Origin of the sequence: Amycolatopsis deserti (assembly GCF_014653945.1) — a bacterium.
Classification (GTDB): domain Bacteria; phylum Actinomycetota; class Actinomycetes; order Mycobacteriales; family Pseudonocardiaceae; genus Amycolatopsis_E; species Amycolatopsis_E deserti.
Genome location: NZ_BNAU01000004.1, coordinates 617,544 through 638,827, shown reverse-complemented (window position 1 = coordinate 638,827; position 21,284 = coordinate 617,544). Strand labels below are relative to the sequence as shown.

22 protein-coding genes, 4 tRNA genes and 1 pseudogene are annotated in these 21,284 nt (G+C 69.5%); 18 read left to right on the top strand and 9 right to left on the bottom strand.

Features of this window, described 5'->3' with window-relative positions:
• Positions 1-26: 26 nt before the first annotated feature.
• Positions 27-99, bottom strand: a tRNA-Lys gene (locus IE290_RS21070).
• A gap of 156 nt (positions 100-255) precedes the next feature.
• Between IE290_RS21070 and IE290_RS21065 the strand changes: the two genes are divergently transcribed.
• Both IE290_RS21065 and IE290_RS21060 read left to right on the top strand, forming a co-directional pair.
• On the top strand, positions 256-1,557 hold the full coding sequence (locus IE290_RS21065) for an ammonium transporter (RefSeq protein ID WP_191246294.1): 1,302 nt from the start codon (positions 256-258) through the stop codon (positions 1,555-1,557).
• A complete protein-coding gene (locus IE290_RS21060) occupies positions 1,554-1,892 on the top strand; it encodes a P-II family nitrogen regulator (protein ID WP_191246293.1) in 339 nt (112 codons plus the stop codon). Before IE290_RS21065 ends, IE290_RS21060 begins: the two co-directional genes overlap by 4 nt.
• Here IE290_RS21060 and IE290_RS21055 read toward each other — a convergent pair.
• From IE290_RS21055 to IE290_RS21045, 3 genes are all read right to left on the bottom strand, one after another.
• On the bottom strand, positions 1,889-2,305 hold the full coding sequence (locus IE290_RS21055; RefSeq protein ID WP_191246292.1) for a hypothetical protein: 417 nt from the start codon (positions 2,303-2,305) through the stop codon (positions 1,889-1,891). The two genes, IE290_RS21060 and IE290_RS21055, sit on opposite strands and share 4 nt — an antisense overlap.
• A complete protein-coding gene (locus IE290_RS21050; protein WP_191246291.1) occupies positions 2,298-2,663 on the bottom strand; it encodes a hypothetical protein in 366 nt (121 codons plus the stop codon). The genes IE290_RS21055 and IE290_RS21050 overlap by 8 nt, the downstream gene beginning before the upstream one ends.
• Positions 2,664-3,121: 458 nt before the next feature.
• Complete coding sequence (locus IE290_RS21045; protein WP_191246290.1) at positions 3,122-3,529, bottom strand: acyl-CoA thioesterase; 408 nt, start codon at positions 3,527-3,529, stop codon at positions 3,122-3,124.
• Positions 3,530-3,628: 99 nt separating this feature from the next.
• Between IE290_RS21045 and IE290_RS21040 the strand changes: the two genes are divergently transcribed.
• From IE290_RS21040 to IE290_RS21020, 5 genes are all read left to right on the top strand, one after another.
• Positions 3,629-5,293, top strand: coding sequence for a thiamine pyrophosphate-dependent enzyme (locus tag IE290_RS21040; RefSeq protein WP_444541895.1), 1,665 nt, complete (start codon positions 3,629-3,631; stop codon positions 5,291-5,293).
• A 182-nt stretch (positions 5,294-5,475) separates the two neighbouring features.
• Positions 5,476-5,679 carry a cold-shock protein gene (locus IE290_RS21035; RefSeq protein ID WP_094006388.1) on the top strand — a complete coding sequence of 68 codons (204 nt, stop codon included), beginning with the start codon at positions 5,476-5,478 and terminating at the stop codon, positions 5,677-5,679.
• Positions 5,680-5,841: 162 nt separating this feature from the next.
• Entirely contained in the window at positions 5,842-7,233 is a 1,392-nt protein-coding gene (locus tag IE290_RS21030; protein ID WP_229874628.1) for a GlnX family signal transduction membrane protein, read from the top strand.
• Positions 7,233-8,189, top strand: coding sequence for a glutamate ABC transporter substrate-binding protein (locus IE290_RS21025; RefSeq protein WP_191246289.1), 957 nt, complete (start codon positions 7,233-7,235; stop codon positions 8,187-8,189). Before IE290_RS21030 ends, IE290_RS21025 begins: the two co-directional genes overlap by 1 nt.
• 13 nt (positions 8,190-8,202) lie before the next feature.
• Positions 8,203-10,719, top strand: a complete 2,517-nt coding sequence (locus IE290_RS21020) for a serine/threonine-protein kinase (RefSeq protein WP_191246288.1) — start codon at positions 8,203-8,205, stop codon at positions 10,717-10,719.
• A gap of 172 nt (positions 10,720-10,891) precedes the next feature.
• Here the strand turns inward: IE290_RS21020 and IE290_RS21015 are convergent, their stop codons facing one another.
• Positions 10,892-11,377, bottom strand: a complete 486-nt coding sequence (locus tag IE290_RS21015) for a PaaI family thioesterase (protein WP_191246378.1) — start codon at positions 11,375-11,377, stop codon at positions 10,892-10,894.
• Positions 11,378-11,634: 257 nt separating this feature from the next.
• On the opposite strand from IE290_RS21015, the gene IE290_RS21010 reads away from it, so the two are divergent.
• Both IE290_RS21010 and IE290_RS21005 read left to right on the top strand, forming a co-directional pair.
• Positions 11,635-12,996 carry an MFS transporter gene (locus IE290_RS21010; RefSeq protein ID WP_191246287.1) on the top strand — a complete coding sequence of 454 codons (1,362 nt, stop codon included), beginning with the start codon at positions 11,635-11,637 and terminating at the stop codon, positions 12,994-12,996.
• Between the two features lie 373 nt (positions 12,997-13,369).
• On the top strand, positions 13,370-13,531 hold the full coding sequence (locus tag IE290_RS21005) for a hypothetical protein (protein WP_191246383.1): 162 nt from the start codon (positions 13,370-13,372) through the stop codon (positions 13,529-13,531).
• A 74-nt stretch (positions 13,532-13,605) separates the two neighbouring features.
• Here the strand turns inward: IE290_RS21005 and IE290_RS21000 are convergent, their stop codons facing one another.
• Positions 13,606-14,808, bottom strand: a complete 1,203-nt coding sequence (locus IE290_RS21000) for a L,D-transpeptidase (protein ID WP_191246286.1) — start codon at positions 14,806-14,808, stop codon at positions 13,606-13,608.
• A gap of 369 nt (positions 14,809-15,177) precedes the next feature.
• Here IE290_RS21000 and IE290_RS20995 point away from each other — a divergent pair, with 369 nt between their 5' ends.
• Positions 15,178-15,381, top strand: a complete 204-nt coding sequence (locus IE290_RS20995) for a cold-shock protein (protein ID WP_179773043.1) — start codon at positions 15,178-15,180, stop codon at positions 15,379-15,381.
• 66 nt (positions 15,382-15,447) lie between these two features.
• Here IE290_RS20995 and IE290_RS20990 read toward each other — a convergent pair whose 3' ends face one another.
• A complete protein-coding gene (locus IE290_RS20990; RefSeq protein WP_191246285.1) occupies positions 15,448-15,882 on the bottom strand; it encodes a hypothetical protein in 435 nt (144 codons plus the stop codon).
• Positions 15,883-16,355: 473 nt separating this feature from the next.
• On the opposite strand from IE290_RS20990, the gene IE290_RS20985 reads away from it, so the two are divergent.
• The 7 genes from IE290_RS20985 (at position 16,356) to IE290_RS20955 (ending at position 19,646) form a co-directional block, all read left to right on the top strand.
• Positions 16,356-16,592, top strand: a complete 237-nt coding sequence (locus tag IE290_RS20985; RefSeq protein WP_191246284.1) for a hypothetical protein — start codon at positions 16,356-16,358, stop codon at positions 16,590-16,592.
• Positions 16,593-16,770: 178 nt separating this feature from the next.
• Positions 16,771-17,505 carry an SCO6745 family protein gene (locus IE290_RS20980; RefSeq protein WP_191246283.1) on the top strand — a complete coding sequence of 245 codons (735 nt, stop codon included), beginning with the start codon at positions 16,771-16,773 and terminating at the stop codon, positions 17,503-17,505.
• 160 nt (positions 17,506-17,665) lie between these two features.
• Positions 17,666-17,738 (top strand) — tRNA-Glu (locus tag IE290_RS20975).
• An 18-nt stretch (positions 17,739-17,756) separates the two neighbouring features.
• Positions 17,757-17,830, top strand: a tRNA-Asp gene (locus IE290_RS20970).
• Between the two features lie 30 nt (positions 17,831-17,860).
• Positions 17,861-17,934 (top strand) — tRNA-Phe (locus tag IE290_RS20965).
• Positions 17,935-18,129: 195 nt separating this feature from the next.
• A complete protein-coding gene (locus IE290_RS20960) occupies positions 18,130-18,357 on the top strand; it encodes a hypothetical protein (protein WP_191246282.1) in 228 nt (75 codons plus the stop codon).
• Complete coding sequence (locus IE290_RS20955; RefSeq protein WP_191246281.1) at positions 18,345-19,646, top strand: hypothetical protein; 1,302 nt, start codon at positions 18,345-18,347, stop codon at positions 19,644-19,646. The genes IE290_RS20960 and IE290_RS20955 overlap by 13 nt, the downstream gene beginning before the upstream one ends.
• A 76-nt stretch (positions 19,647-19,722) precedes the next feature.
• On the opposite strand, the pseudogene IE290_RS20950 reads toward IE290_RS20955, so the two are convergent.
• Positions 19,723-20,128: pseudogene (locus IE290_RS20950) on the bottom strand (tyrosine-type recombinase/integrase); the annotation flags it as partial.
• A 64-nt stretch (positions 20,129-20,192) separates the two neighbouring features.
• Here IE290_RS20950 and IE290_RS20945 point away from each other — a divergent pair.
• Positions 20,193-20,939, top strand: coding sequence for a class I SAM-dependent methyltransferase (locus tag IE290_RS20945; RefSeq protein ID WP_191246376.1), 747 nt, complete (start codon positions 20,193-20,195; stop codon positions 20,937-20,939).
• Here IE290_RS20945 and IE290_RS20940 read toward each other — a convergent pair.
• The gene (locus IE290_RS20940) at positions 20,936-21,154 is read right to left on the bottom strand and encodes a hypothetical protein (RefSeq protein WP_191246280.1); all 219 of its coding nucleotides are present in this window, start codon (positions 21,152-21,154) and stop codon (positions 20,936-20,938) included. The genes IE290_RS20945 and IE290_RS20940 overlap by 4 nt on opposite strands.
• Between the last annotated feature and the right edge of the window lie 130 nt (positions 21,155-21,284).

The window sequence follows — 21,284 nt, the reverse complement described above, 5'->3', positions numbered from 1 at the left end:
CCCAGGCCGTTGACCTGGGGGAATAGTGGGGCGCCTGGGGCTCGAACCCAGAACCTACGGATTAAAAGTCCGCAGCTCTACCAATTGAGCTAACGCCCCGTGAGGTCAGCTTAGCGACCACCGCGGACGGCTCGGCCCAGGGGTGACCACCTTCGTGTGAGCGGGGCCACCGTGTCCGGAACGGCAACATCCCCGTAACACGAAGCAACTAGGTTACGCCGCCGACATGCCCGGTTAACACGAGGAGGCGCGGCAGTGATCGACACCGGGGACACGGCCTGGTTGCTCGCGTCGGCGGCTCTCGTCATGCTCATGACGCCCGGGTTGGCCCTGTTCTACGGCGGGATGGTGCGCTCGCGGAGCGTCCTGAACGTCATGATGCTGACCTTCGTGTGCCTCGCGGCCGTCGGTGTCGTCTGGTTGCTCTTCGGGTACTCGCTGGCGTTCGGAAACAGTACGGGGGGCCTCATCGGCGACTTCAGCCTCGCCGGGTTGCACGGGCTCGGTGACGCGACCGTCGGGCCGGAGGGCCACAAGACACCCCTCCTCGCGTTCGCCGTGTTCCAGATGATGTTCGCCGTCATCACGGTCGCCCTGCTGGTCGGGGCGGTCGCCGAACGAGCCCGGTTCTGGCCGTGGTTGTTGTTCGTCGTCGTGTGGGTGACGCTCGTCTACATCCCGCTCGCGCACTGGGTGTTCGCCTTCGACGGGTTCCAGGCGCCGACGGGGGGCTGGATCGCCAACAAGCTGCACGCCCTCGATTTCGCCGGCGGCACCGCCGTCGAGGTAAACTCCGGCGCTGCCGCGATCGCTCTCGCCCTCGTCATCGGCAAGCGGCACGGCTGGCCCCGGCAGGCGCCCCGTCCGCACAACCTGCCCTTCGTCATGTTCGGCGCCGGCCTGTTGTGGTTCGGCTGGTTCGGGTTCAACGCCGGCTCGGCTCTCGGCGCCTCCGCCGTCGCGGCCACCTCCTTCGTCAACACCACCGTCGCGGCCGCGACCGCCGTCGTCGGCTGGCTCGTCGTCGAGCAGATCCGCGACGGCAAGCCGACCACCCTGGGCGCCGCGTCCGGCGCGGTGGCCGGCCTGGTCGGCATCACCCCCGGCTGCGGCTACGTCGAACCCCTCGGCGCTGCCGCCATCGGTGTGGTCGCGGGTGTCGTCTGCTCGCTCGCCATCGGTCTCAAGTACAAGCTCGGCCTCGACGACTCCCTCGACGTGCTCGCCGTGCACGGCATCGGCGGCTTCACCGGCATGCTGCTCATCGGCCTGTTCGCGTCCAGGGGGGCGAACAGCGCGGGCGCCGACGGCCTCTTCTACGGTGGTGGCCTGGACCAGCTGTGGCGGCAGGCGGTCGCGACGTTCGCCGCGCTCGGGTACTCGCTCGTCGTCACTCTGGTCATCGCGTGGGTCATCCACCGCGCGCTCGGCCTGCGGGCCGATCGGGAATCCGAACTGGACGGCATCGACGAGGCCGAACACGCGGAGAGCGCCTACGACCTGGCGGTCCACCCGAGCCGCCGGGGCGTGGGCGTGGGAGAAGGAGTGCACCGGTGAAGCTGCTGACCGCTGTTGTGCGGCCGTTCGTTCTCGATGACGTTCGGCAGGCTCTCGAGCAGCTCGCGGTCCTCGGCATGACCGTGACCGAGGTGCAGGGCTACGGCCGGCAGAAGGGGCACCGCGAGGTCTACCGCGGCGCCGAGTACCAGGTCGACTTCGTGCAGAAGCTCCGCGTCGAGGTCCTGCTCGACGACGAGCTCGTGGAACGGGCGCTCGAGGCGGTCGTCAAGGCGTGCCGCACCGGGCGGATCGGCGACGGCAAGGTCTGGGTGACCCCCGTGGACACCGTCGTGCGCGTGCGCACCGGCGAACGCGGGCCGGACGCCATCTAGCGGCGCGCCGTCCGCCGCAGCCAGAGCAGCCCGATCACCGGCAGCACCAGCGGGATGAACAGGTAACCCTCGCCGTAACCCGACCACACCGTGGCATCCGGGAAGGCCTCCTGGTCGAACACGCTGAGCGTCCCGACCACCAGCACCCCGAGCAGCTCGATCCCGATCGCCGCCACCGCCAGGCGGAACGACACCTCCCCGCGGCGCGCCAGCGCAACCGTCGCCACGATGTAGATCACCGCGGCCACCGCCGACAGCGTGTAGGCCAGCGGCGCCTCGTGCCACTTCGTCGAGATCTGCACCGCCGCGCGCGAAGTCGCTGCCAGCGCGAAGATCCCGTACACCGCCACCAGGATCCGGCCCGGCCCCGTCGCGGCCGTGCGCCGCGTCCTCTGCTCCGAAGGCTCAGCCATGCCCGGCACTCCAAATCTGGTGGATCCGCTCGACCATCACCGGGATCGCCAGGCACGCGACACCCAGGATCACCGTGCTCGACCGGCTCCGCTCGGCCAGCGCCCACGCCGCCCCGACCGGCAGGATCACCAGCGAACCGACGAGGTAGGCCAGGTAGGTCACCATGCTCCCGGGCCGGTCACCGCCGATCAGCAGCACGATCCCGATGACCAGCTGCGCGACGATCAGGACTTCGACCACCCCGAGCGCGACCAGCAGCGCGCGCCCCGGCTCCCGGCCCCGCGCGGCGGCGACGAAGGCCCACACGGCGACCAACGCGGCGCTCGCCGCGACGGCCACGCCGAACCCAGTGATCACCGATCCTCACCCACCGTCGAACAGCATTGCCGACCGCAGCTTAGCCGCGTGGCGCGCGCGACCGGCCGCCAGGAGCGGGCGCAGCGGAAAATCACCGACCGGTTCCGCGACCACCCGGACGGCCCAATCGGGCCGGCCTTTCCGGTACCGCGATGACCTGTGCAGAGGGGCCCGCGCCCGGCAAGAACGCGGCGAACGGGTGGTGGAAAGCCCACGGGCCTCACTCTCGGTGAACCCGAAACCCTTGCCACGCCGCCGGTTCGGCGGTGCGACGGGGCGCCGCCCGCGAGGACCATGAACGGCGGGGCAGTGCTACCGAACCGAGGGGGATCGGTGATCTTCCAGTTGAACTGGCGTGGGAACCCGGAGCGGATATTCACCACGATCCTGGCCAGGGCCACCGACCGGCCGCTGGGCATCAGGCCGCCGGGCCGCTGCCGCCTGCGCGCCTGCCCGTGTCAGGCCAGCGCCGCCAGCGACTCCCGCAGCTTCCCCTCGACCGGAACCGGGCGCCGTGTCTCGTGGTCCACGAACACGTGCACGAAATGACCCTCGGCGACCGGCTCGCCCCGATCCTCCCGGAAGATCCCGATCTCGTACCGCACACTGCTGCGCCCGAGGTGGGCGACCCGCAGTCCGATCGACAGCACCTCGGGGAAGGCGACCGACGCGTGGTAGTTGCAGTGCGACTCCACGCACACCCCGATCACGCCGCCGTCGTGGATGTCCAGCCCGCCGTGCTCGATGAGGTAGGTGTTGATGACCGTGTCCATCAGGGCGTAGTGGACGACGTTGTTGACGTGCCCGTACACGTCGTTGTCCTTCCACCGGGTGGGAACCTGCTGCCAATGCGGGTACGAGGTCACGGGCGGCAGCTTAGGGCCTCTACTCTGGGGTGATCGTTCACTCGTAGGGAATCTCAAGATCACTTGACCGGAGTAGCGCCGCGCTGGGAACCTCTTCCCATCGGGTACCAAGAGGGATGGACCGTCGCCGAGATCACGGTCCGCGTGCTGGTCGACGCCGGGGTCCGGCGTGCCTACACCGTGGCCGGGAACTCGTTCCTGGAACTCCTCGACGCCCTCCGGTTCGAACCGCTGATGGCGTTGGTCACAGCGCGCCAGCACACGGGCGCGGCGTACATGGCCGAGGCCGAGGGCAAGCTGCGCGAGGTCCCGGCGCTGCTGCTCGGCGGCCCCGGCCCGGGCATCGCGGACTTCCTGATCGCCGTCCGCTCGGCCCACCAGGACGGTTCGCCGATGGTCGTGCTGGTCGAAGAGCGCGCGAGCGTCCGGCTGAGCGGCCCCGGCATCCAGGACGGCATCGCCGAGCTGGACCCGCTCGAGCTGTTCGGCCCGTTCGCGAAGTGGACCGGCCGCGCCGAGACCGCCGCCCAGGTGCCGGTGCTCGCCGCGCGAGCGGCCCGCGCCGCCCGGGAGGGGCGCCGGGGGCCGGCGATCCTGGCCGTCCCGGCCGACTTCTGGGTCGCGCCGTTCGACGGCGTCATCCCCGAGCCCGAGCCGCGCCCGGACGACACCGGCGCGGTGCTGCGGTCCGCGCACGAGGTCGCCGCCCTGCTGGCCGACTCGCGCTACCCGGTGGTGATCGCCGGCGGCATCGGGCGCACCGCGCGCAAGGACCTGATCGCCGCCGCCGAACAGCTCGGCCTGGCCGTCTACACCGCGTTCCGACGGCAGGACAGCTTCCCGGAGAACCACGCGCGCTACGCCGGCCACCTGGGCGTCGGCATCCCGCCCGGCCAGCTCGACGCGCTGGAACGAGCCGACGTGGTGCTCGCCATCGGCACCCGGCTGGACGAGGTGACCACGCAGAACAACCGGTACCCGCTGTCCGCGCAGACGCTGGTGGTGATCGGCCCCGGCCTGCCCGCCACCCACCGGCGCGGCCTGACGTTCCGGATCGACTGTGAGGTCGGTCCCTTCCTGCGCCAGCTGGTCGCGGTCGGTGTGGCCCGGTCGCGGCGCAGCTCGGCGGCCAACGCGGCCACCCACACGCACATGACCCCGCCGCGCACCAGCCCGGACCACCCGCTGGTCCACCCGGCCGACGTGGTCCGGGTGCTGCGCAAGGTCGCGCCCGAGGACACCGTGGTGACCGCCGACTCGGACTCCACCGCCCGGTTCGTGCACCGGTACTGGTGCTTCACCGAGCCGCACACCCAGATCGAGCCGCCGGACGGGGTGCGCGGGTACGCCGTGCCGGCCGCGCTCGGCGCGAAGCTGGCCGCCCCGAAGCGCACGGTCGTGGCGGTGATTTCGGACGCGGCGGCGATGATGACCGGGCAGGAGCTGGAGACCGCGGTGCGGTACCGCGCGCCGATCCTCGTCGTGGTGTTCCAGAACGGCCTGTACGCCGACATCGCCATGCACCAGGCGGCCAAGCACGGTCGCTTGAACGGTGTGTCACTCACGGCGGTGGACTTCGCGGCGTGGGCCCGCTCCTTCGGCGCGGCCGGTTACACGATCGAATCGCCCGAGCAGCTGGAGCCCACCATCACGCGTGCGCTGCAGCACCAGCGCCCCAGCGTCATCGACGTGCGCACCGATCCGGACGTGATCGATCCGGACACCAGGCTGTCCGCGCTGTTCCAGCGGCCGCGCAAGAGCTAGCGCTTCCGCCGGATCTGTGATCTACTGGTAGAGGTCTTCGAAGATTTTGTGTTCGTGTTCAGGCACGCTCGCAAGATTTGGCGGGCGTAGTGGTTCCCCACTCGGGGAGGCAAACCGATCCGTCATTGACCCGGTGCATCGAACCGGTGTGCCGTTTGTTTGCAGTATATGGAGATTTTTGCATGGCTCAGGGCACCGTGAAGTGGTTCAACTCCGAGAAGGGGTTCGGCTTCATCACTCCCGACGAGGGCGGCGGCGACGTCTTCGTCCACTACTCGGAGATCCAGGGCCGCGGCTTCCGCACCCTGGAGGAGAACCAGCGGGTTGAGTTCGAGATCGGCCAGGGCCAGAAGGGTCCGCAGGCCACCGGCGTCAACGTCCTCTGATTCGACTTCGAACGGCAGCCCCCGTCTCCTCGTGAGGCGGGGGCTGCCGTCGTTTTTCGGCCCTTCGACAACAGTGTTCACAATCCCGCCGACCTCGGTCCGGAAGATCGTGCCGTCCGGTACCTTCATGCGCGTGTGGTTCGAGGGCGAGGGGTGGAACCGATGACTGCTACCGCGACGCGGCCTGCCGTGCCCGGTGGCCCCGGCGGTGGAGTGCCGGAACCCGCCGCGTCCCCGAACGCCCCGCGCGGTGGCCTGGCCGGCCTGTTCGACCTGCCCGGCGCCGCGGTCCGCGGGGTTGTGCGCTCGGCCCGCACCACTCCCGGCCGGCTGACCGTGATCGCGGTGGGGCTCGTCGTGCTGGCGCTGGTCACCGGTGTGGTCGCCACGATAACCCTGCAGGACCGCAAGAACACGATCAACGACCTCATCGACCACCGCGAGCCGCTGGCCGCGGCCTCGCAGGAGGTGTACCGGTCGCTGTCGGACGCCGACGCGACCGCGGCGAGCGCGTTCCTCGCGATCGGCGTCGAGCCGCCGTCCCTGCGCCAGCGCTACGACACCGCGATCGCGCGTGCCGGGGTCGCGCTGGCGAAGGCCGCGTCCGACTCGGCCGGTGTGCCGGAGGCCGCCGCGCAGGTCGAGATCCTGACCCGTCAGCTGCCGGTCTACACCGGCCTGGTCGAGACCGCTCGCGCCAACAAGCGCCAGGGCTTCCCGGTCGGCTCGTCCTACCTGCTCGAGGCCTCCAGCCTCATGCGCACCACGATCCTGCCCGCCGCGCAGGACCTGTACCGGATCGACACCGACCGGCTGGCCGAGGAGCAGGACGACGCGAGCGGCTTCCCGTGGGCCACCACGCTCCTGGTGATCGCGCTGCTCGCGGCGCTGATCGCGACCCAGGTCTACCTGACGCGCAAGACCAACCGCGTGCTCAACATCGGGCTGGTCCTGGCGACCGCGGCCACCGTGCTCGCGCTGCTGTGGGGCGCGACGGCGGTCACCGTGCAGAGCGTGCTGGTCAGCAGCGGTGACTCCGACGGCAGCCACCAGGTCGACGTGCTGGTCCGCGCCCGCATCGCGGCGCTGCAGGCCCGCGCGAACGAGATGCTCACCCTGGTCGCGCGCGGCGACGGCGGCACCTACGAACGCGACTTCAACACGCTCGCCCCGCAGGTGACCGGCCTGCTGAACGAGGCGCGCGGGTTCGCCACCGGGGACATGGCCCGCGAGGTGCAGGGTGCGGCGGACAGCGCAGAGCGGTGGCTCAACACGCACCAGGAGATCCGTGCCAAGGACGTCGACGGCGCCTACTCCGACGCCGTGAAGCTCGCGGTCGACTCGTCGGTGCCGGGCGGTGCGGCCACGACCTTCGCCAACCTCGACGACGCGCTGGTCGCCGCGATCGGGCACGGCAGGCAGGCGTTCCTCGACGACACCCGGGGCGGCGACCGCGCGCTGACGCTGCTCGCGCCCGGCTTCGCGGTGCTCGCCGTGGTCGCCGCGGCGGGCGCCACCATGGGGATCAGGGACAGGCTGAGGGAGTACCGCTGATGGCTCGGGGGAAGGTGGCCGCACTCGTGGCGGCCGTCGCACTGCTGGCCGCCGGTTGTGGCAGCGCCGGGACGCCGGCCGACCCGGCGCCGGTGGGTGACGTGCAGGCGCCGATGCCGGCCGGGGTCGGCGGCGGCGATCCGGGCCGCGGCGGCGGGGCGGACAACAACTGCGACACCCGCAGCCTCTCGCCGAACGGGTCGATCCCGTCCGGGTCGACCATGGACAAGATCCGCGACCGCGGCCGGCTGATCGCCGGCGTCGACCAGACCAACTTCCTGTTCGGCTTCCTCAACCCCTCTAGCGGCAACCTGGAGGGCTTCGACATCGAGATCGTCAAGCAGATCGCCGCGTCGATCTTCGGCCGGTGGGAGGGCCACATCCAGTGGGTGGCCATCCCGTCGTCGGCGCGGGAGGACGTGCTCAAGGACCACCAGGTCGACATCGTCGTGCGGACCTACAGCATCACCTGCACGCGGATGAAGGACGTGGCCTTCTCCGCGCCCTATTACCAGGCCGGGCAGGCGGTGCTGGCGGCGAAGAACTCGGGCATCCGCGGCCTGCAGGACCTCGGCGGCAAGCGGGTGTGCGCGGCGAAGAACTCGACCTCGCTGTCCACGATCAGCACCGCGCCGTCGCGGCCGATCCCGGTGTCGGTGAACAACTGGTCGGACTGCCTGGTGCTGATCCAGCAGGGCCAGGTCGACGCGATCTCCACCGACAACGTCATCCTCGCCGGCATGGCGCGCCAGGACCCCAACCTGGAGGTCGTCGGCGAGCCGTTCACGCGCGAGTACTACGGCGTCGGCATCCCGCTGGGCCAGGACGACATGGTCCGGTTCGTCAACGCCGTGCTGGAGAACGTCCGCAACGGCAGCGCCTGGCAGAACACGTACCGGTACTGGATCGAGCCGGCGCTCGGACCGGGTTCGCCGCCGTCCGTGTCCTACCGCTGAGGGGGTGTCCACAGTGTCCGAAGAGGAACGTCGTCCGCGTCACGCACGCCCGGACGACCGGCCGATCACCGGTTCGCTCGCCGACGAGCCCGGCACCGGCTGGAGCAGGCCGGTCGACGAGCTGAGCGGCTCGCGGCCGACGCCGATCGGCGAACCGGTGCCCTCGGCCGCCGAAACGCAGATCATCGAGCCGGTCCGCCCGCCCGCGGAACCCGTGCAGCCGGACGACGTGCAGCTCACCAGCGTGCTCGCCTCGCCCGCCCCGATGACCGAGATGATCCGGCCGCCCGCGCCGCCGCCTGAGCCGAGCGGTCCCGGCGTGTTGCCGGACCCGGGCACGGACAGCGTGCTGCCCGAGCGGTCCAGCGGTCACACCGGGCCGGGCAGCCAGCACGGCACGGGGCCGGGTACTGGGCCGGGCACCGGAAGCGGCACCGGCTCGTTCCCGGGCACCTCGCGGCGGACCGGGAGGCGGACGCGGCGCGGTCGTCTCGGTGCGGGCCTGGTCGAGGTTCCGCCGGTGCCCTACCGCGATCCGGCGTCGGCGGTCCTGACGAACCCGGTGGTGTCGGAGGAGAAGCGGTATTGCGGCAACTGCTCCGCCAAGGTCGGCCGCGGTTCGGACGGCCCGGAGGGCGTGTGCGAGAAGTGCGGCACGGCCTACTCGTTCCTGCCCACGCTGCAGCCGGGCGACCTGGTCGGCGGGCAGTACGAGGTGCTCGGCGCGATCGCCTACGGCGGTCTCGGCTGGATCTACCTCGCCAAGGACCGCAACGTCAACGACCGCTGGGTCGTCCTCAAAGGACTGATCGACACCGGCGATCCGACGGCCGTCGCGGCGGCGGTGAACGAGACCCGGTTCCTGGCCGAGGTCGAGCACCCGAACATCGTCAAGATCTACAACTTCGTGCAGCACCCGGACGCGCGCACCGGGCACGCCATCGGCTACATCGTGATGGAGTACATCGGCGGCCAGTCGCTGCGCCAGCTCGCGCTGGCCCACCAGCGCGCCGCCGGGCGGCCGGAACCGCTGCCGATCGCGCAGGTCATCGCCTACGGCCTCGAGATCCTGCCCGCGCTGGGGTACCTGCACAGCCAGGGGCTGCTGTACTGCGACCTCAAGCCGGACAACGTGATCCAGACCCACGAGCAGCTCAAGCTGATCGACATGGGCGCGGTGCGGCGGATCGACGACTACACCAGCCCGCTGTTCTTCACCACCGGCTACAGCGCGCCGGAGCTGACCACGCACGGCGCGTCGATCGCGTCGGACCTCTACACCGTGGGCCGCACGCTGGCCGTGCTGAGCTTCGAGTTCAACGGCTACACCACCAAGTACAAGGCCGGGCTTCCCACACCGGACGAGATCCCGCTGTTCAAGCTGTTCGGCTCGTACTACCGGTTCCTCAAGCGCGCCACGCACCCCGATCCGGACCGCCGGTTCCTCTCCGCGGAGGAGATGGCCGACCAGCTCGCCGGGGTGCTGCGCGAGATCATCTCGATGGGCACCGGGAAACCGCGTCCCGCGGTGTCCACTGTGTTCGGTCCGGAGACCAGCGCCTTCGGGGTGGACCTGGTGGTGCCCGAGGCCGGCTGGACGGTGCCGCTGCCGGACGCCGTCGAGGTGGTGTCCGGTCTGCCGATCCCGCAGGTCGACACCGACGACCCGGCGGCCGGTGTGCTGGCGACGACGACGGCCGTGGACCCGCGGTCGGCGATCGACGCGCTGGCCGGCGCGCCGCCGGACTCGATCGAGGTGCGGCTGCGGATCGTCCGGGCGCGCATCGAACTGGGCGAGCTGGCCGAGGCGAACCGCCAGCTGCAGGCGGCGCAGTACCTGGCGATCCGGGCCGGGTACCCGCACGACTGGCGGATCGACTGGCACCGCGGGCTGATCGAGCTGGCTGGCGGGCGGCCGCGCGTGGCGAACGTGGCGTTCGAGACGGTGTACGACGACCTGCCCGGTGAGATCGCGCCGAAGCTCGCGCTCGCGGTGAGCGCGGAGGGCATCGGCGACTACTTCACCGCGGCGCGGTTGTACGAGCAGGTGTGGCGCACCGACCGGTCCTATGTGAGCGCGGCATTCGGGCTGGCGCGCGTGTACCTGGCGCAGGGCGCGCGGGCGGGCGCGATCGAGGTGCTGGAGTCGGTGCCGTCGGCGTCGACGCACTACGTGGCGGCGCAGGTGGCGGCCATCAAGATCAAGACGCGGGCGAGCGGGCCGAACACCTCGGTGAGCGAAGCCGACCTGGTCGACGCGGGCGTGAAGCTGGAGCGGCTGCGCCTGGACGCGGAACGGCGGACGCGGATCTCGGCGGAGGTGCTGGAGGCGGCGTTCAGCTACGTGCAGGGCGCGCCGGCGGGCTACCGCACGGCCGCGAAGGTACTGGGCTGCGAACTGTCCGAACGCGACATCCGCTTCGGACTGGAACGCTGCTACCGCACACTGGCGCGGCTGGCGCACACACCGGGCGAGCGGATCGAGCTGGTGGACCGCGCGAACTCGGTGCGCCCACGCACGCTGACCTGACGCGGGGGCTCTCCGCGCGCGACGACCTGACGGGGCACGCCGCCGGACGCCCCCGGCGGGCCGACGCGCGGTCCCGCCGGAAGTCACCTTGCCGGCGGGCCCCCCGCGGTGGCGGCCAACTCGCCGCCCGGAGGGGCGGACACGCCGCCTGGGGACGCCGCGCCGTGCGGCGTCAGGGGTTGATGTCCCAGTCCTCCGCGCGGCGGGTCGGCTGTTGGGTGAACTTCTGCAGCGCCTCGGGGTCGCCGTGGGTGGTGAAGTGCTCGAGTCCGACCTGGATGAACAGCCCCCGTGCCCGCACCGCCACCGGACCGTCCGCCGAGTCCAGGTGCCCGTCCGCGCTGGCGTAGATCTTGCGACCCGCCACACCGTCCACGCGGGCGGCGATGAACAGCGTGGTGCCGACCGGAACCGGGCGCAGGAAGTCGGTTTCCAGCTTGCCGGTCACCGCGGGCCGGCGCAGCAGGTTGCCGACCGTCGAGCCGAGCGCCTCGTCGAACGCGCACGCCAGCAGCCCGCCGTGGGCGAGCCCGGGCGCGCCCTGGTGCGCGCGCGTCACCGGGAACTTCGAGAACACGACGCCGGCCTCACCGACCGTGGACCGCATGTGCAGTCCGTTGTCGACCTCACCGCACCCGAAGCACTCCGCGTAGTGCATCTGGAGTTTCGTGCCCGGCCCGGGGGCCTTCGGGTGGATTTCCGGCTGTTCGGTCTGGACCGGAGGCCACGGATTCGCAGGTCGGCGGTTGTCGCTCACACCGGACACGGTAACCGGTTCTACCGCGAAAACGCCCGGCTACCCCGCCTTCGGAGAGACAAAAACCACGAGAGGAGAGAAAATCACTACCTGATGGCACTAAGGTCGCAACCTTGACCGCGCTGGAACGAAACGGTTTGAGGAGGTCGGGGCGAAACATGGCAGACACAGCGCAGGCACCCGAGGTCGACGAGAAGACGGTCAGACGAGCCGTCATCGCCTCGGCCATGGGTAACGCAACAGAGTGGTACGACTACGGGGTGTTCACCTCGGGTGCGATTGCCGCCAGCATCGGCACCGTGTTCTTTCCCGGCGAGGGGAACGCGATTCTGAAATCGCTGGCGCTGGTGGCGATCGGGTTCGTGGTTAGGCCGTTCGGCGGAGCGTTCTTCGGCCCCTTGGGGGACAAGATCGGGCGTCAGCGCGTGCTGGCGATCACGATCCTGCTGATGTCCGGCTGCACGTTCCTGGTCGGCTGCCTGCCGACGTACTCGGGCGAGTACGCGATCGGGATCGGCGCGCCGATCCTGGTCCTGCTGCTCCGGTTGATCCAGGGGTTCTCCACCGGCGGTGAGTACGGCGGCGCGGCGACGTTCATCGCCGAGTACGCGCCCACCCGCAAGCGCGGGTTCTGGGGCAGCTTCCTGGAGATGGGCACGCTGGCCGGTTACGTGCTGGGCAACCTGGTCGTGCTGGCGGTGACGCTGTCCTTCACCGCGGACCAGGTGGACAGCTGGGCGTGGCGGATCCCGTTCTGGGTGGCGCTCCCGCTCGGCCTCATCGGTCTGTACCTGCGGAACAAGCTCGAGGACACGCCGGAGTTCCGGCGCCTGGAGGCCGCGGGCGAGAAGGCGGAGAAGGCACCGCTGAAGGAGACCCTGTCCCGCAACTGGCGCATGATCGTGAACCTGATCGGGATCGTGCTGCTGCTCAACATCGCCGACTACATGTTGCTGACGACGATGCCGACGTACTTCACGGACACGTTGAAGATCAGCGACAACACAGCGACGGTGATCATCATCATCGTGGAGCTGATCCAGATCGCGTTGATCGCGCCGATCGGCGCGCTCTCCGACCGGATCGGCCGAAAACCGATGCTGCTGACCGCGGCGATCGGCTTCCTCGTGCTGAGTTACCCGTCGATCAAGCTGATGCAGAGCGGCAACACGGTGCTGCTGTTCCTCGGGTTCCTCATCGTGGCGCTGCTGCTGGTGCTGATGCTGGCGGTGATCGGGTCGACGTTCCCGGCGATGTTCCCGACCCGCGTGCGCTACGGCGCCTTCGCGATCGGCTACAACGTCTCGACGTCGATCTTCGGTGGCACCTGCGGTGTCGTGGTGACCGCGCTGATCCACGGCACCGGCAACGAGGACTGGCCGGCGTTCTACCTGATGATCGCCGCGGCGATCGCGCTGTTCCCGATCATCCGGATCCCGGAGACGGCGCGGGTGCCGATGGACCACATCAACGAAGAGGGTGTGACCGCGCAGCCGGCGGCCAAGGCTGCCACGAACTGACGCCACACCGGACGGAAAGGGCCGGGTCCCGGATGGGACCCGGCCCTCGCTCACTCGGTGACCTCGGCGGGGGCTTCGGCACGAGGAGCGAAGTGACGCCGTGCGTAGGTGGTCAGAGCCGATGCCACCGCAACCGCCAAGCCGGCTTCCACCAGCAGAGCAGCGAACACCATTGCTTCCTCCTCGTGAGTAGTCGGGCGCGGTCGTTCACCGCGCCGTGTTACTGGGATGTGTGCGGGGGATGAGCCCCGTGTTACTCATCGCCACGGAGTTGGTGAGTATTTCTCCGACTGACCCCCGTTGAGGGGTGATCTCGGCCACGGCAGAATGAACCGTGGCAGAACCGGAATCGTCCCGAGGAGGCGGCTGCGGGATGGGCGAGCAACGTCGGCCCGGAGTGGGTGAAGCGGCGCGGCTGCTGGACGACATGACCCAGCAGATGGTCGCGGTGCCACCCCTGCTCGACGCCCCGGAACGGGACGAGGCCCCGCTGGCGCCCGCACCGCCACCGGCGCTGGACGGCCACGCGCTCTAGCCGGGGCGGCGCGCCACCCCGGAAACAGTGAAGGCCACCCCCGGAGCCGGGAGTGGCCTTCACGTCTTGCCGGATCAGCCGGCGAGGGCGGACAGCTTCGTCCAGTCCGCCCACGAGTAGGTCCAGTCCGAGTAGTCGCCGTCCTTCGCGGACAGCGTCTGCGTGCTGCCGGTGATCTCGACCGGGTCGCCGATCAGCGCGCCGTCGTAGTACTCCTTCGCCCGCGCCGGCGACAGGTTCAGGCAGCCGTGCGAGACGTTCTGCTTGCCCTGCGCCCACATCGACGACGCCAGACCGTGGATGAACTCCCCGTTGTTGGAGATCCGCACCGCCCACGGCACGTTCACGTCGTAGTAGTCGTAGCGCGGGTTGCTCATCGAGTAGGTCGCGTGCTTGGACATCACCACGTGCACGCCGCTGTGCGTGACCCGGCCTGGATCGGTGTCCAGCCCGTAGCTCACCGGGTAGTCGGCGATCTGCACGCCGTCGCGGATGACCTGCATCCGGTGGGTCCTGGTGTCGCCCTTGACGATCTGCGACCGGCCGATCGAGAACGACGCCGTGACGTCCTGCTTGCCGTACGTGCCGTCGCCGAGCTTCAGGCCGTACAGGTTCGCGGCCACCTTGACCTGCGTGTTCGGCTGCCAGTACTCCTTCGGCCGCCAGTGCACGCTGGTGTCGGACACCCAGGCCCACGAGCCCTCGGTCTTCGGCGTGGTCTCGACGGTCAGGGCGCGCTCGACCGCGGCCTTGTCGGTGACCTTCGAGCTGAAGGTCAGCGCGATCGGCATCGCGATGCCGTAGACCTGGTTGTCGCCGACGTTGAGGCTGCCCGACAGCTGCTTGCGCGGGCTGACGGTGGTGAACGAGCCGGTGATCGTGGCCTGCTTGCCGTCCGCGTCCAGCGCGGTGCCCGACCACGTGTACTTCTTGCCGTAGCCGAGCGGTTCGGTGATCGTCCAGCTGCGCTTGTCCGCGCCGAGCCGCCCCGCGACCTGCTTGCCCTCCGGGTTGGTGAGCGTGACCGACTGCAGCTCACCGTCCGTCACCGTCACCTGCGCGGCGTCCGCGGGCGCGACGTCCTCGGCCCCGTCGGCCGGCTGCACGACGAGCTTGGCCGGCCCCGCCGAGGTCTGCTGCGCCTCGCCGGACGTGGCCTGCCCGCCCCCGGTGGTGCCCGGCGAGCCGTCACCGCTGCACGCGCTCAGCGACAGCACCGCGGCCAGCCCGAGTCCGATCAGCGCCAGCGGTCCGCGCCGCTTGTGGAGTTTTGTCACGTCTGATGCCCCTTTTCCCCTGTCGCCAGACAGACGCGCGTCCGTAGGTGATCGTTGACGCTCAGGAGTGTGACTCGTGTCACCATCGAGGGAACCCGGTATCGGAACGCCACGGTCGGCCGCTAGTTGATCAGCCTATCGAGTGGGTCCGACAGCGATCGGGTGACCGCGATAAGCCGATCCGGCGACTGGGTCAAAGGGGTCCGAAAACGCGCCCATCGCGGGTAGGCTGCACCGCAGGCCGTTGTTTTGCGTGGTCGTGGCTACACACTCGCGGAACTTTCGACGCGAGCCGGGAGCCGCACGCGCTCGTCGCTCATCCGTCGGAACCGTCCGGGCGGCCCGGGTTATTGACGAGGAGCAACAGCGGTGGCGCAAGGCACTGTGAAGTGGTTCAACGCCGAGAAGGGCTTCGGCTTCATCGCCCAGGACAACGGCGAGGGCGACGTCTTCGTGCACTACTCGGAGATCGAGGGTCGCGGGTTCCGCAGCCTCGAGGAGAACCAGCGGGTTGAGTTCGAGATCGGCCAGGGGCAGAAGGGCCCGCAGGCGCAGAAGGTGCGCGTCATCTGACGCTCACCGGTCCACGATCGTCCCGTCCCCGGCGGATCTCCGCCGGGGACGGTTTTTTCTCCGTCGTCAGACGCGGCCGGCGCGCTGCCGGTCCCAGTTCTGGTCGAAGTGGTGCTGGTCGGTGTCGGCGACGCCGGTGTGGTCGGCGAACTGGCGGCGCTCCTGCGAGGCGGCCTGGGCCTCCCACGCGAGGCGCTCGAGCACCCACTCGCGGGCCAGGGCCTGCGGCGAGGTGCCGCGCTCGGCGGCGATGTCCTTGAGCTGGGAGCTGGCGACCAGGTTCATGCGCAGCTGGTAGACCTGCGCCTCGCCGAAGCGCTTGCCGGTCCCGGTGCTTTCCGGGCCGGTCTCCGGCGCGAGTGCGGCCAGGTAGCTGGTCAGCTCGTGGTCCTCGACGGCGCTCTGCGCTTCCTTGTCCGGCGAGTTCCGGTGCTTGCCCGGGTTGACCGGCTTCAGGTTGGTCCGGGTGTTGTTCCGGCGTCCGAGAGAGGGAAGAGGCACCCGGCCACGATAACGGTTGGGTCTCGGAACGACCCTCATTGTGGTGCACGACACACGGGTTCTTCCGGTTCCGCTGCGCCGTCCGAGTGGCGCGTACGCCCACATGTCGCAATCCGGAGCTGACTTCAGGTCATCCGCGCAGGCCGGAAATGCGTGCCGGAAACGGCCCTGGAAATGGAGGGGCCCCCGCGCCAGGGGGAGGAACGCGGGGGCCGGAGGGGATCTCCACAGGCGCTGACCGGGGGTGTGTCAGCAAGTCGATTGTTACATGACGCGGCCCGATGACGCGAGTGCTGGACGGGAAAATTTGCCCCAACCCGTCATCGCGCCGTCGCCTGCGGTTCATCTGCCGCGGCGCGGAACGGGGACGTTGCGTGTTCACAGGTTCACTCTGCGGGGGGCTGCGTCGCCGACGTTCCGCTCGCTAGCCTCGCGGCGAAGTTGTTGGCGCGACAGTCCTTTCGGGAGGAGCTATGAGCGGGTCTGTGGAAGTTCGGCAGTTCCTCCTTCGATACGAAGGCGGCGATCCGGCCGGTGTCCCAGCGCAGCGTTCGGGTCAGGCCGACGCACCACGCGTGTCGGACGACCAGGTGCGACGGGCTCGGCTGGCCGTGGCCGCCGGCGCGATCGACGCGCAGGACTGCGCCCAGTTGCTGGACATGCTCGGACTGGTGCCGGACTCCGAAGGCGTGAATCCGGTCCAACGATGAATTCCCGCGCAGGGGTGCACCCCCTGGTCGCACCCCTGCGCGGCCCCAGACCCGGAAAGATACCGGCGCTGTCCGGTCTGGGGCAAACAATTTCCACCTAGTTGCTCCGCTGTCGGTGAAATTGCCGTCATGATTCCCGCTGCATGTATCATAACAGCGTTACGAATGGAGGCAGGCAGTGGAGATCGCGAAGGAGATCCGCCCCGCGGTGCAGAAGTGGGGCGGGGCGTTCATGACGTCGCCGGAGCTGGCCGAGGTGGAGCGCGAGGCCGGGCTGGGGCGGCGGGCGTTGTACTTCCGCGGCCGGTCCGCGGTGCTGGGCGATCCGTCGCCGGCGGTGGTCGCCGAGCTGTTCGGGATCTTCCCGCGGTGGGTGGTGGACGCGGTCCTGCCGACGGCGACCGAGCGGTTGGGCGCGGAGGTGGCGGTCGCGGCGTACACGGAGGCGCTGTACCGATGGTCGAAGGCGCACCTGCGGGAGTCGCCGTTGGCCGCGTTGCTGCCCCGGTTGGTGGAGGCCGCGGACGCGAGCGGCTTGGCGCTGTTCGCGGGCTGGCAGCGGGTCGAGTGGCCGTCCGATCCGGTCGCCCGCATCGGCCACGGCTTGATGCTGCTGCGCGAGTACCGGGGCGGGTTGCACTTCGCGGCGCTGCGGGCGGTGGGGCTGACGGTGCCGGAGGCGGTGGTGGCCGACCCGGAGGGCGGGCGGGCGCGCCTGCTGCGGACGGCGTGGTCCCCGGAGGCGGCCGACGAGCTGATCGCGCGTGCCCGCCGGCGCCCGGATCTGGAGGAGCGGTGGCGGCGGGCGGAGTCGCTGACCGATGAGCGGATGGACGAGCTGCTGGAGGTGCTGTCCGAGCCGGAGCGCGCCGAGCTGGTGCGCTCGCTGGCGGACCTCGGTCGCGACGAGTGACCGGGCCAGTCGGGCAGGCGGTCGCGTGTTTTCCCTGCTCAGGCACGGTTGCGGGCGTTAAGGGATACCCGGTGGAAGGGCGGGTTCGGGGTGCCCTATGCTTGTAATCGCTCCCAGGGAGACCTGAGAGCGCGGTCGGTCGGTCACCCGAACCGGCCGGGCTCCCATCGTCTAGCGGCCTAGGACTCCGCCCTTTCAAGGCGGCAACGCGGGTTCGAATCCCGTTGGGAGTACGCATGACAAATGCATATGGCCCTGTGGCGCAGTTGGTTAGCGCGTCGCCCTGTCACGGCGAAGGTCGCGGGTTCGAGTCCCGTCAGGGTCGCAGTAGCGTCTGGCTTCAGCCGGCGTTTCCGGCCAGGTAGCTCAGTTGGTACGAGCGTCCGCCTGAAAAGCGGAAGGTCGCCGGTTCGACCCCGGCCCTGGCCACCGCTTCTAGCAGCACAAACGGCCCCCGTCGATCACGACGGGGGCCGTTTGGCGCCCGCAGGTGCTCAATTGGGGTCTCAATCGGGTGTCGTTGGCCGCAGCGTCCCAACGGGCGCACCGTGCAGCGCGGCCCGTCGGGACGTAGGAGTCGCGAGCTGGCCTATCGCCCTTGCCAAGTCAGGCACCATGATCGGCATGGCTGTCGTGGTGGAACCCGTCGTGACCCGCGAGAAGCTGCTCGCGTTGCTGGCCGAGCAGCACGAGCAGTCCGCGCTGGACTACAAGACCTCGCTCAATCTCGGCAAGGGACACGCTCGCGACGTTGTCGAGCTGGCCAAGGACTGCGCTGCGATGCGAGCAGAACCGCTCGGCGGCTACATCCTCATCGGCCGGACGACCACGGCAACCCTGTGCCTGACCTGACCCCTGAGCTAGCTCGCCATCTTGACGAGGCGGTCCTGCGCCCCAAGCTGGCGAAGTACATAGACGCTTCCGGCCTGCGCAGCGCTCGCCACGAGGTTGACGGCACGCAGCTGGTGCTGATCTACGTGCCACCCGCCGAACAAGGCTGGTGCACCTTCCGTGCTCCCGGGGAGTACGAGGACAGCAACGGTAAGAAGCAGTACGTCTTCCGCGTCGGAGATGTCTTCGTGCGCCACGGCACCAGCAGCGAACGTTGGACGGACGACGACGTGACCCGCCTGTTCGACCAGGTCGTCGACCGCCGCAAGGAAGCGTGGCGCCGGGAGATCGCCCACGAACTCGCCGAACAGACCCGGCTCACAGCGACCGTACAAGGCCTGCAGGAGCTGCCGGCTGCGGCGATGACCTGGCGCATCGACGGTGACTCATTCGAACAGCTGGTAACCGAGCTCCTGCGCAGCAACGACGACATCTCGCTTCGCACCCTGCTCACCCAGACCACACGCGATGCGGCCACCCTCATCAGCAACGGTAGCCGCGGCGAGCTCGGTCAGCTGCTGGATCGGGTTGCAGCGCTGGCCGCACTGAGCATCCACCACCAACGCCACGCCTGGTGGCAGCTGGCAGTGGACGCGCTTCAGCGCATCTATGAACTGGGCGTTGACGAGCATGGCAACGCCCGCGGCGCCGAGTCGGCTCGCCTGTGGCTAGACGTCATCACCCGCGTCTATGCGCTCGGTGCACTGGCTGTCCGGCTCAAGGACTGGGCGGTCGTGCGCTCGTTGGCCGAGCGTCGCCCACAGGGTGCGCCCTTCGACTACTTCGGCAGCTGGCTGCGGCACGCGCTGACTATGGCCTCGCGGGCCTACTTGTTCGAGACGGAGGACAGGGCCGGGCTGCTTGCGCGTGCGCACAACGTGGTTCGAGGCGTAGCGGCGTTGCGGCCGGACCGGGCAGCTGATGACCCGGCAATCCTGACCAGTCTCGCTCAGTTCGACGTGTACGGCGCGTTCGTTGTGATCGGCACTCGGGGCGGCGCCGACAGTCAGAACTTCTACACCAATTTCGCCCGTTACTACACGCAACGCAGCGCGCCGGCCTTCGTCACGATGGTCGACGACCCGGAGGTACGTCGCGTCCTCTTCGACGGCGATGACCGGCTGCTCGCGCACGCCATCGCTGAGTTGGACCGTATGGCGCAGAAGGAAGGATTTGAATACGACGGCTGGTCCGGCATCCGAGAGCCTTCTGTCGCCGGGTTTGTCCAGCGCAACCTAGATGCCACGTGAAGCACCACTTTCTACCGGCGGCATGCCGGCTAGTGGGCGTGCTGATCGACAGACGGGGGCATCAAGGCGCCGACTGTCAGAAGTAGCCGTTGAGCTGGTCGGCGACATCTCTCCGGATCTCGCATGTAGCGCGCCTTCATGGACGCCGTGGACCAGCCCATGAGGTCCATCACGGTCCCGTCGGGCACGCCGAGGATGAGCAGGACCGTCGCCGCAGTGTGACGCGCGTCATGGATCCGAGCTTCGCGGACGCCAGCTTCGGCGAGGAGCACCTTCCAATCGCCGTAGTTCGCGCGCGGATCGAGCGGCTTGCCGTTCGGCTGTGTGAAGATCCAGTCGCCCTCATGCCACTCGGTGCCGGCGCGCTCGCGTTCGCGCTCCTGCCGCTCCTTGTGGCGCATCAGCAGGCTGAACAACTCGTCGGGCAGCGGGAACGTGCGGCGGCCCGCCCTCGATTTCACGTCCACCTCAACAGGCGCCCCCTTGGCGGCGTTGGTTGGGGATCTGCTAGTGCTCGAAGCGATCAGCCGTGCCAGCCTTAGCCGCATGTCTCCTGATAGTGATCATTCCTTTGGGTCTGTCGGCAAGCTCGAAACGAACAACTACGACAGCTTCGCCGAGGCGTACGCTGCCGAAACTGAGTCCAACCTCATCAACGGCTACTACGCCCGGCCCGCTGTCCTGGATCTGGCAGGTGATGTGGCTGGGCGCCGGATCCTTGACGCCGGCTGTGGAGCCGGCGCCCTGCACGCGGCGCTGCGCGAGCGCGGCGCCATCGTGACCGGTGTCGACTCGAGCGCCAAGATGCTCGAGTTGGCCCGCAAGCGGCTCGGCGACGATGCGGACCTGCACCTAGCCGACGTGGGCAGCACGCTGCCGTTCCCGGACAAGTCGTTCGACGACATCGTCGCGTGCCTGCTGCTGCACTACTTGGAGGACTGGACGGCGCCGCTGGCCGAACTGAGGCGCGTGCTCGAGCCCGGTGGCCGGCTGATTGTGGCTGTCGACCACCCGCTCGTGCAGAAACTGGCCAATCCCGAGTGTGACTACTTCGCGACCAGCAAGCGGTCCGAGGAGTGGACGTTCGGTGGTCACAGTGCACTGATGAGCTTCTGGCACCGACCGTTGCATGCGATGAGTGATGCCTTCACAGCGGCTGGCTTCCGCATCTCCGTCATCAGCGAACCGCCCCCCGCGCCAGGCGCTCGGGAGCGGTTCCCCGAGAAGCTCGGGCACCGGCCTGCAGGGGCCGCATTCCTGTGCTTCCTGTTCTTCGTTCTCGAGGCCGCTTAGGGCGAGTGGGCGAACGTCGTGTCCTGGCTTCCCTTGACGACGAGACCGTCGTGGTTCCCGTCCGCGTCGGTGGCCTCTGGTTCTACGGTGTAGCAGCGCCAGCCGTACAGCTTCGGCTCATACGCCACCGGCCCCGCCGGACGGCGCGCTCGCGCGGGGAGCGGCGACTCCAGCACGGGTGCCACGAGCGTGACCGGTGGCTTCAGGACCGCCACACCCTCATCCTCAGCCCGCTTGCGCCGCCACGCCGGCAGCAGAATCGAATGAATGTTCGAGTATGTGTCCGCGCTGCCAACCAGGTCGCCGGTTCGACCCCGGCCCTGGCCACCGGTCGATGAACCGCTC

Excerpts from the sequence above, each read along its gene's own strand:
- IE290_RS21055 (WP_191246292.1), bottom strand. The coding sequence starts at position 2,305 with ATGGCTGAGCCTTCGGAGCAGAGGACGCGGCGCACGGCCGCGACGGGG.
- IE290_RS21035 (WP_094006388.1), top strand. The coding sequence starts at position 5,476 with ATGGCTCAGGGCACCGTGAAGTGGTTCAACTCCGAGAAGGGGTTCGGC.
- IE290_RS21030 (WP_229874628.1), top strand. The coding sequence starts at position 5,842 with ATGACTGCTACCGCGACGCGGCCTGCCGTGCCCGGTGGCCCCGGCGGT.
- IE290_RS21025 (WP_191246289.1), top strand. The coding sequence starts at position 7,233 with ATGGCTCGGGGGAAGGTGGCCGCACTCGTGGCGGCCGTCGCACTGCTG.
- IE290_RS21015 (WP_191246378.1), bottom strand. The coding sequence starts at position 11,377 with ATGCACTACGCGGAGTGCTTCGGGTGCGGTGAGGTCGACAACGGACTG.
- IE290_RS21010 (WP_191246287.1), top strand. The coding sequence starts at position 11,635 with ATGGCAGACACAGCGCAGGCACCCGAGGTCGACGAGAAGACGGTCAGA.
- IE290_RS21005 (WP_191246383.1), top strand. The coding sequence starts at position 13,370 with ATGGGCGAGCAACGTCGGCCCGGAGTGGGTGAAGCGGCGCGGCTGCTG.
- IE290_RS20985 (WP_191246284.1), top strand. The coding sequence starts at position 16,356 with ATGAGCGGGTCTGTGGAAGTTCGGCAGTTCCTCCTTCGATACGAAGGC.
- IE290_RS20960 (WP_191246282.1), top strand. The coding sequence starts at position 18,130 with ATGGCTGTCGTGGTGGAACCCGTCGTGACCCGCGAGAAGCTGCTCGCG.
- IE290_RS20945 (WP_191246376.1), top strand. The coding sequence starts at position 20,193 with ATGTCTCCTGATAGTGATCATTCCTTTGGGTCTGTCGGCAAGCTCGAA.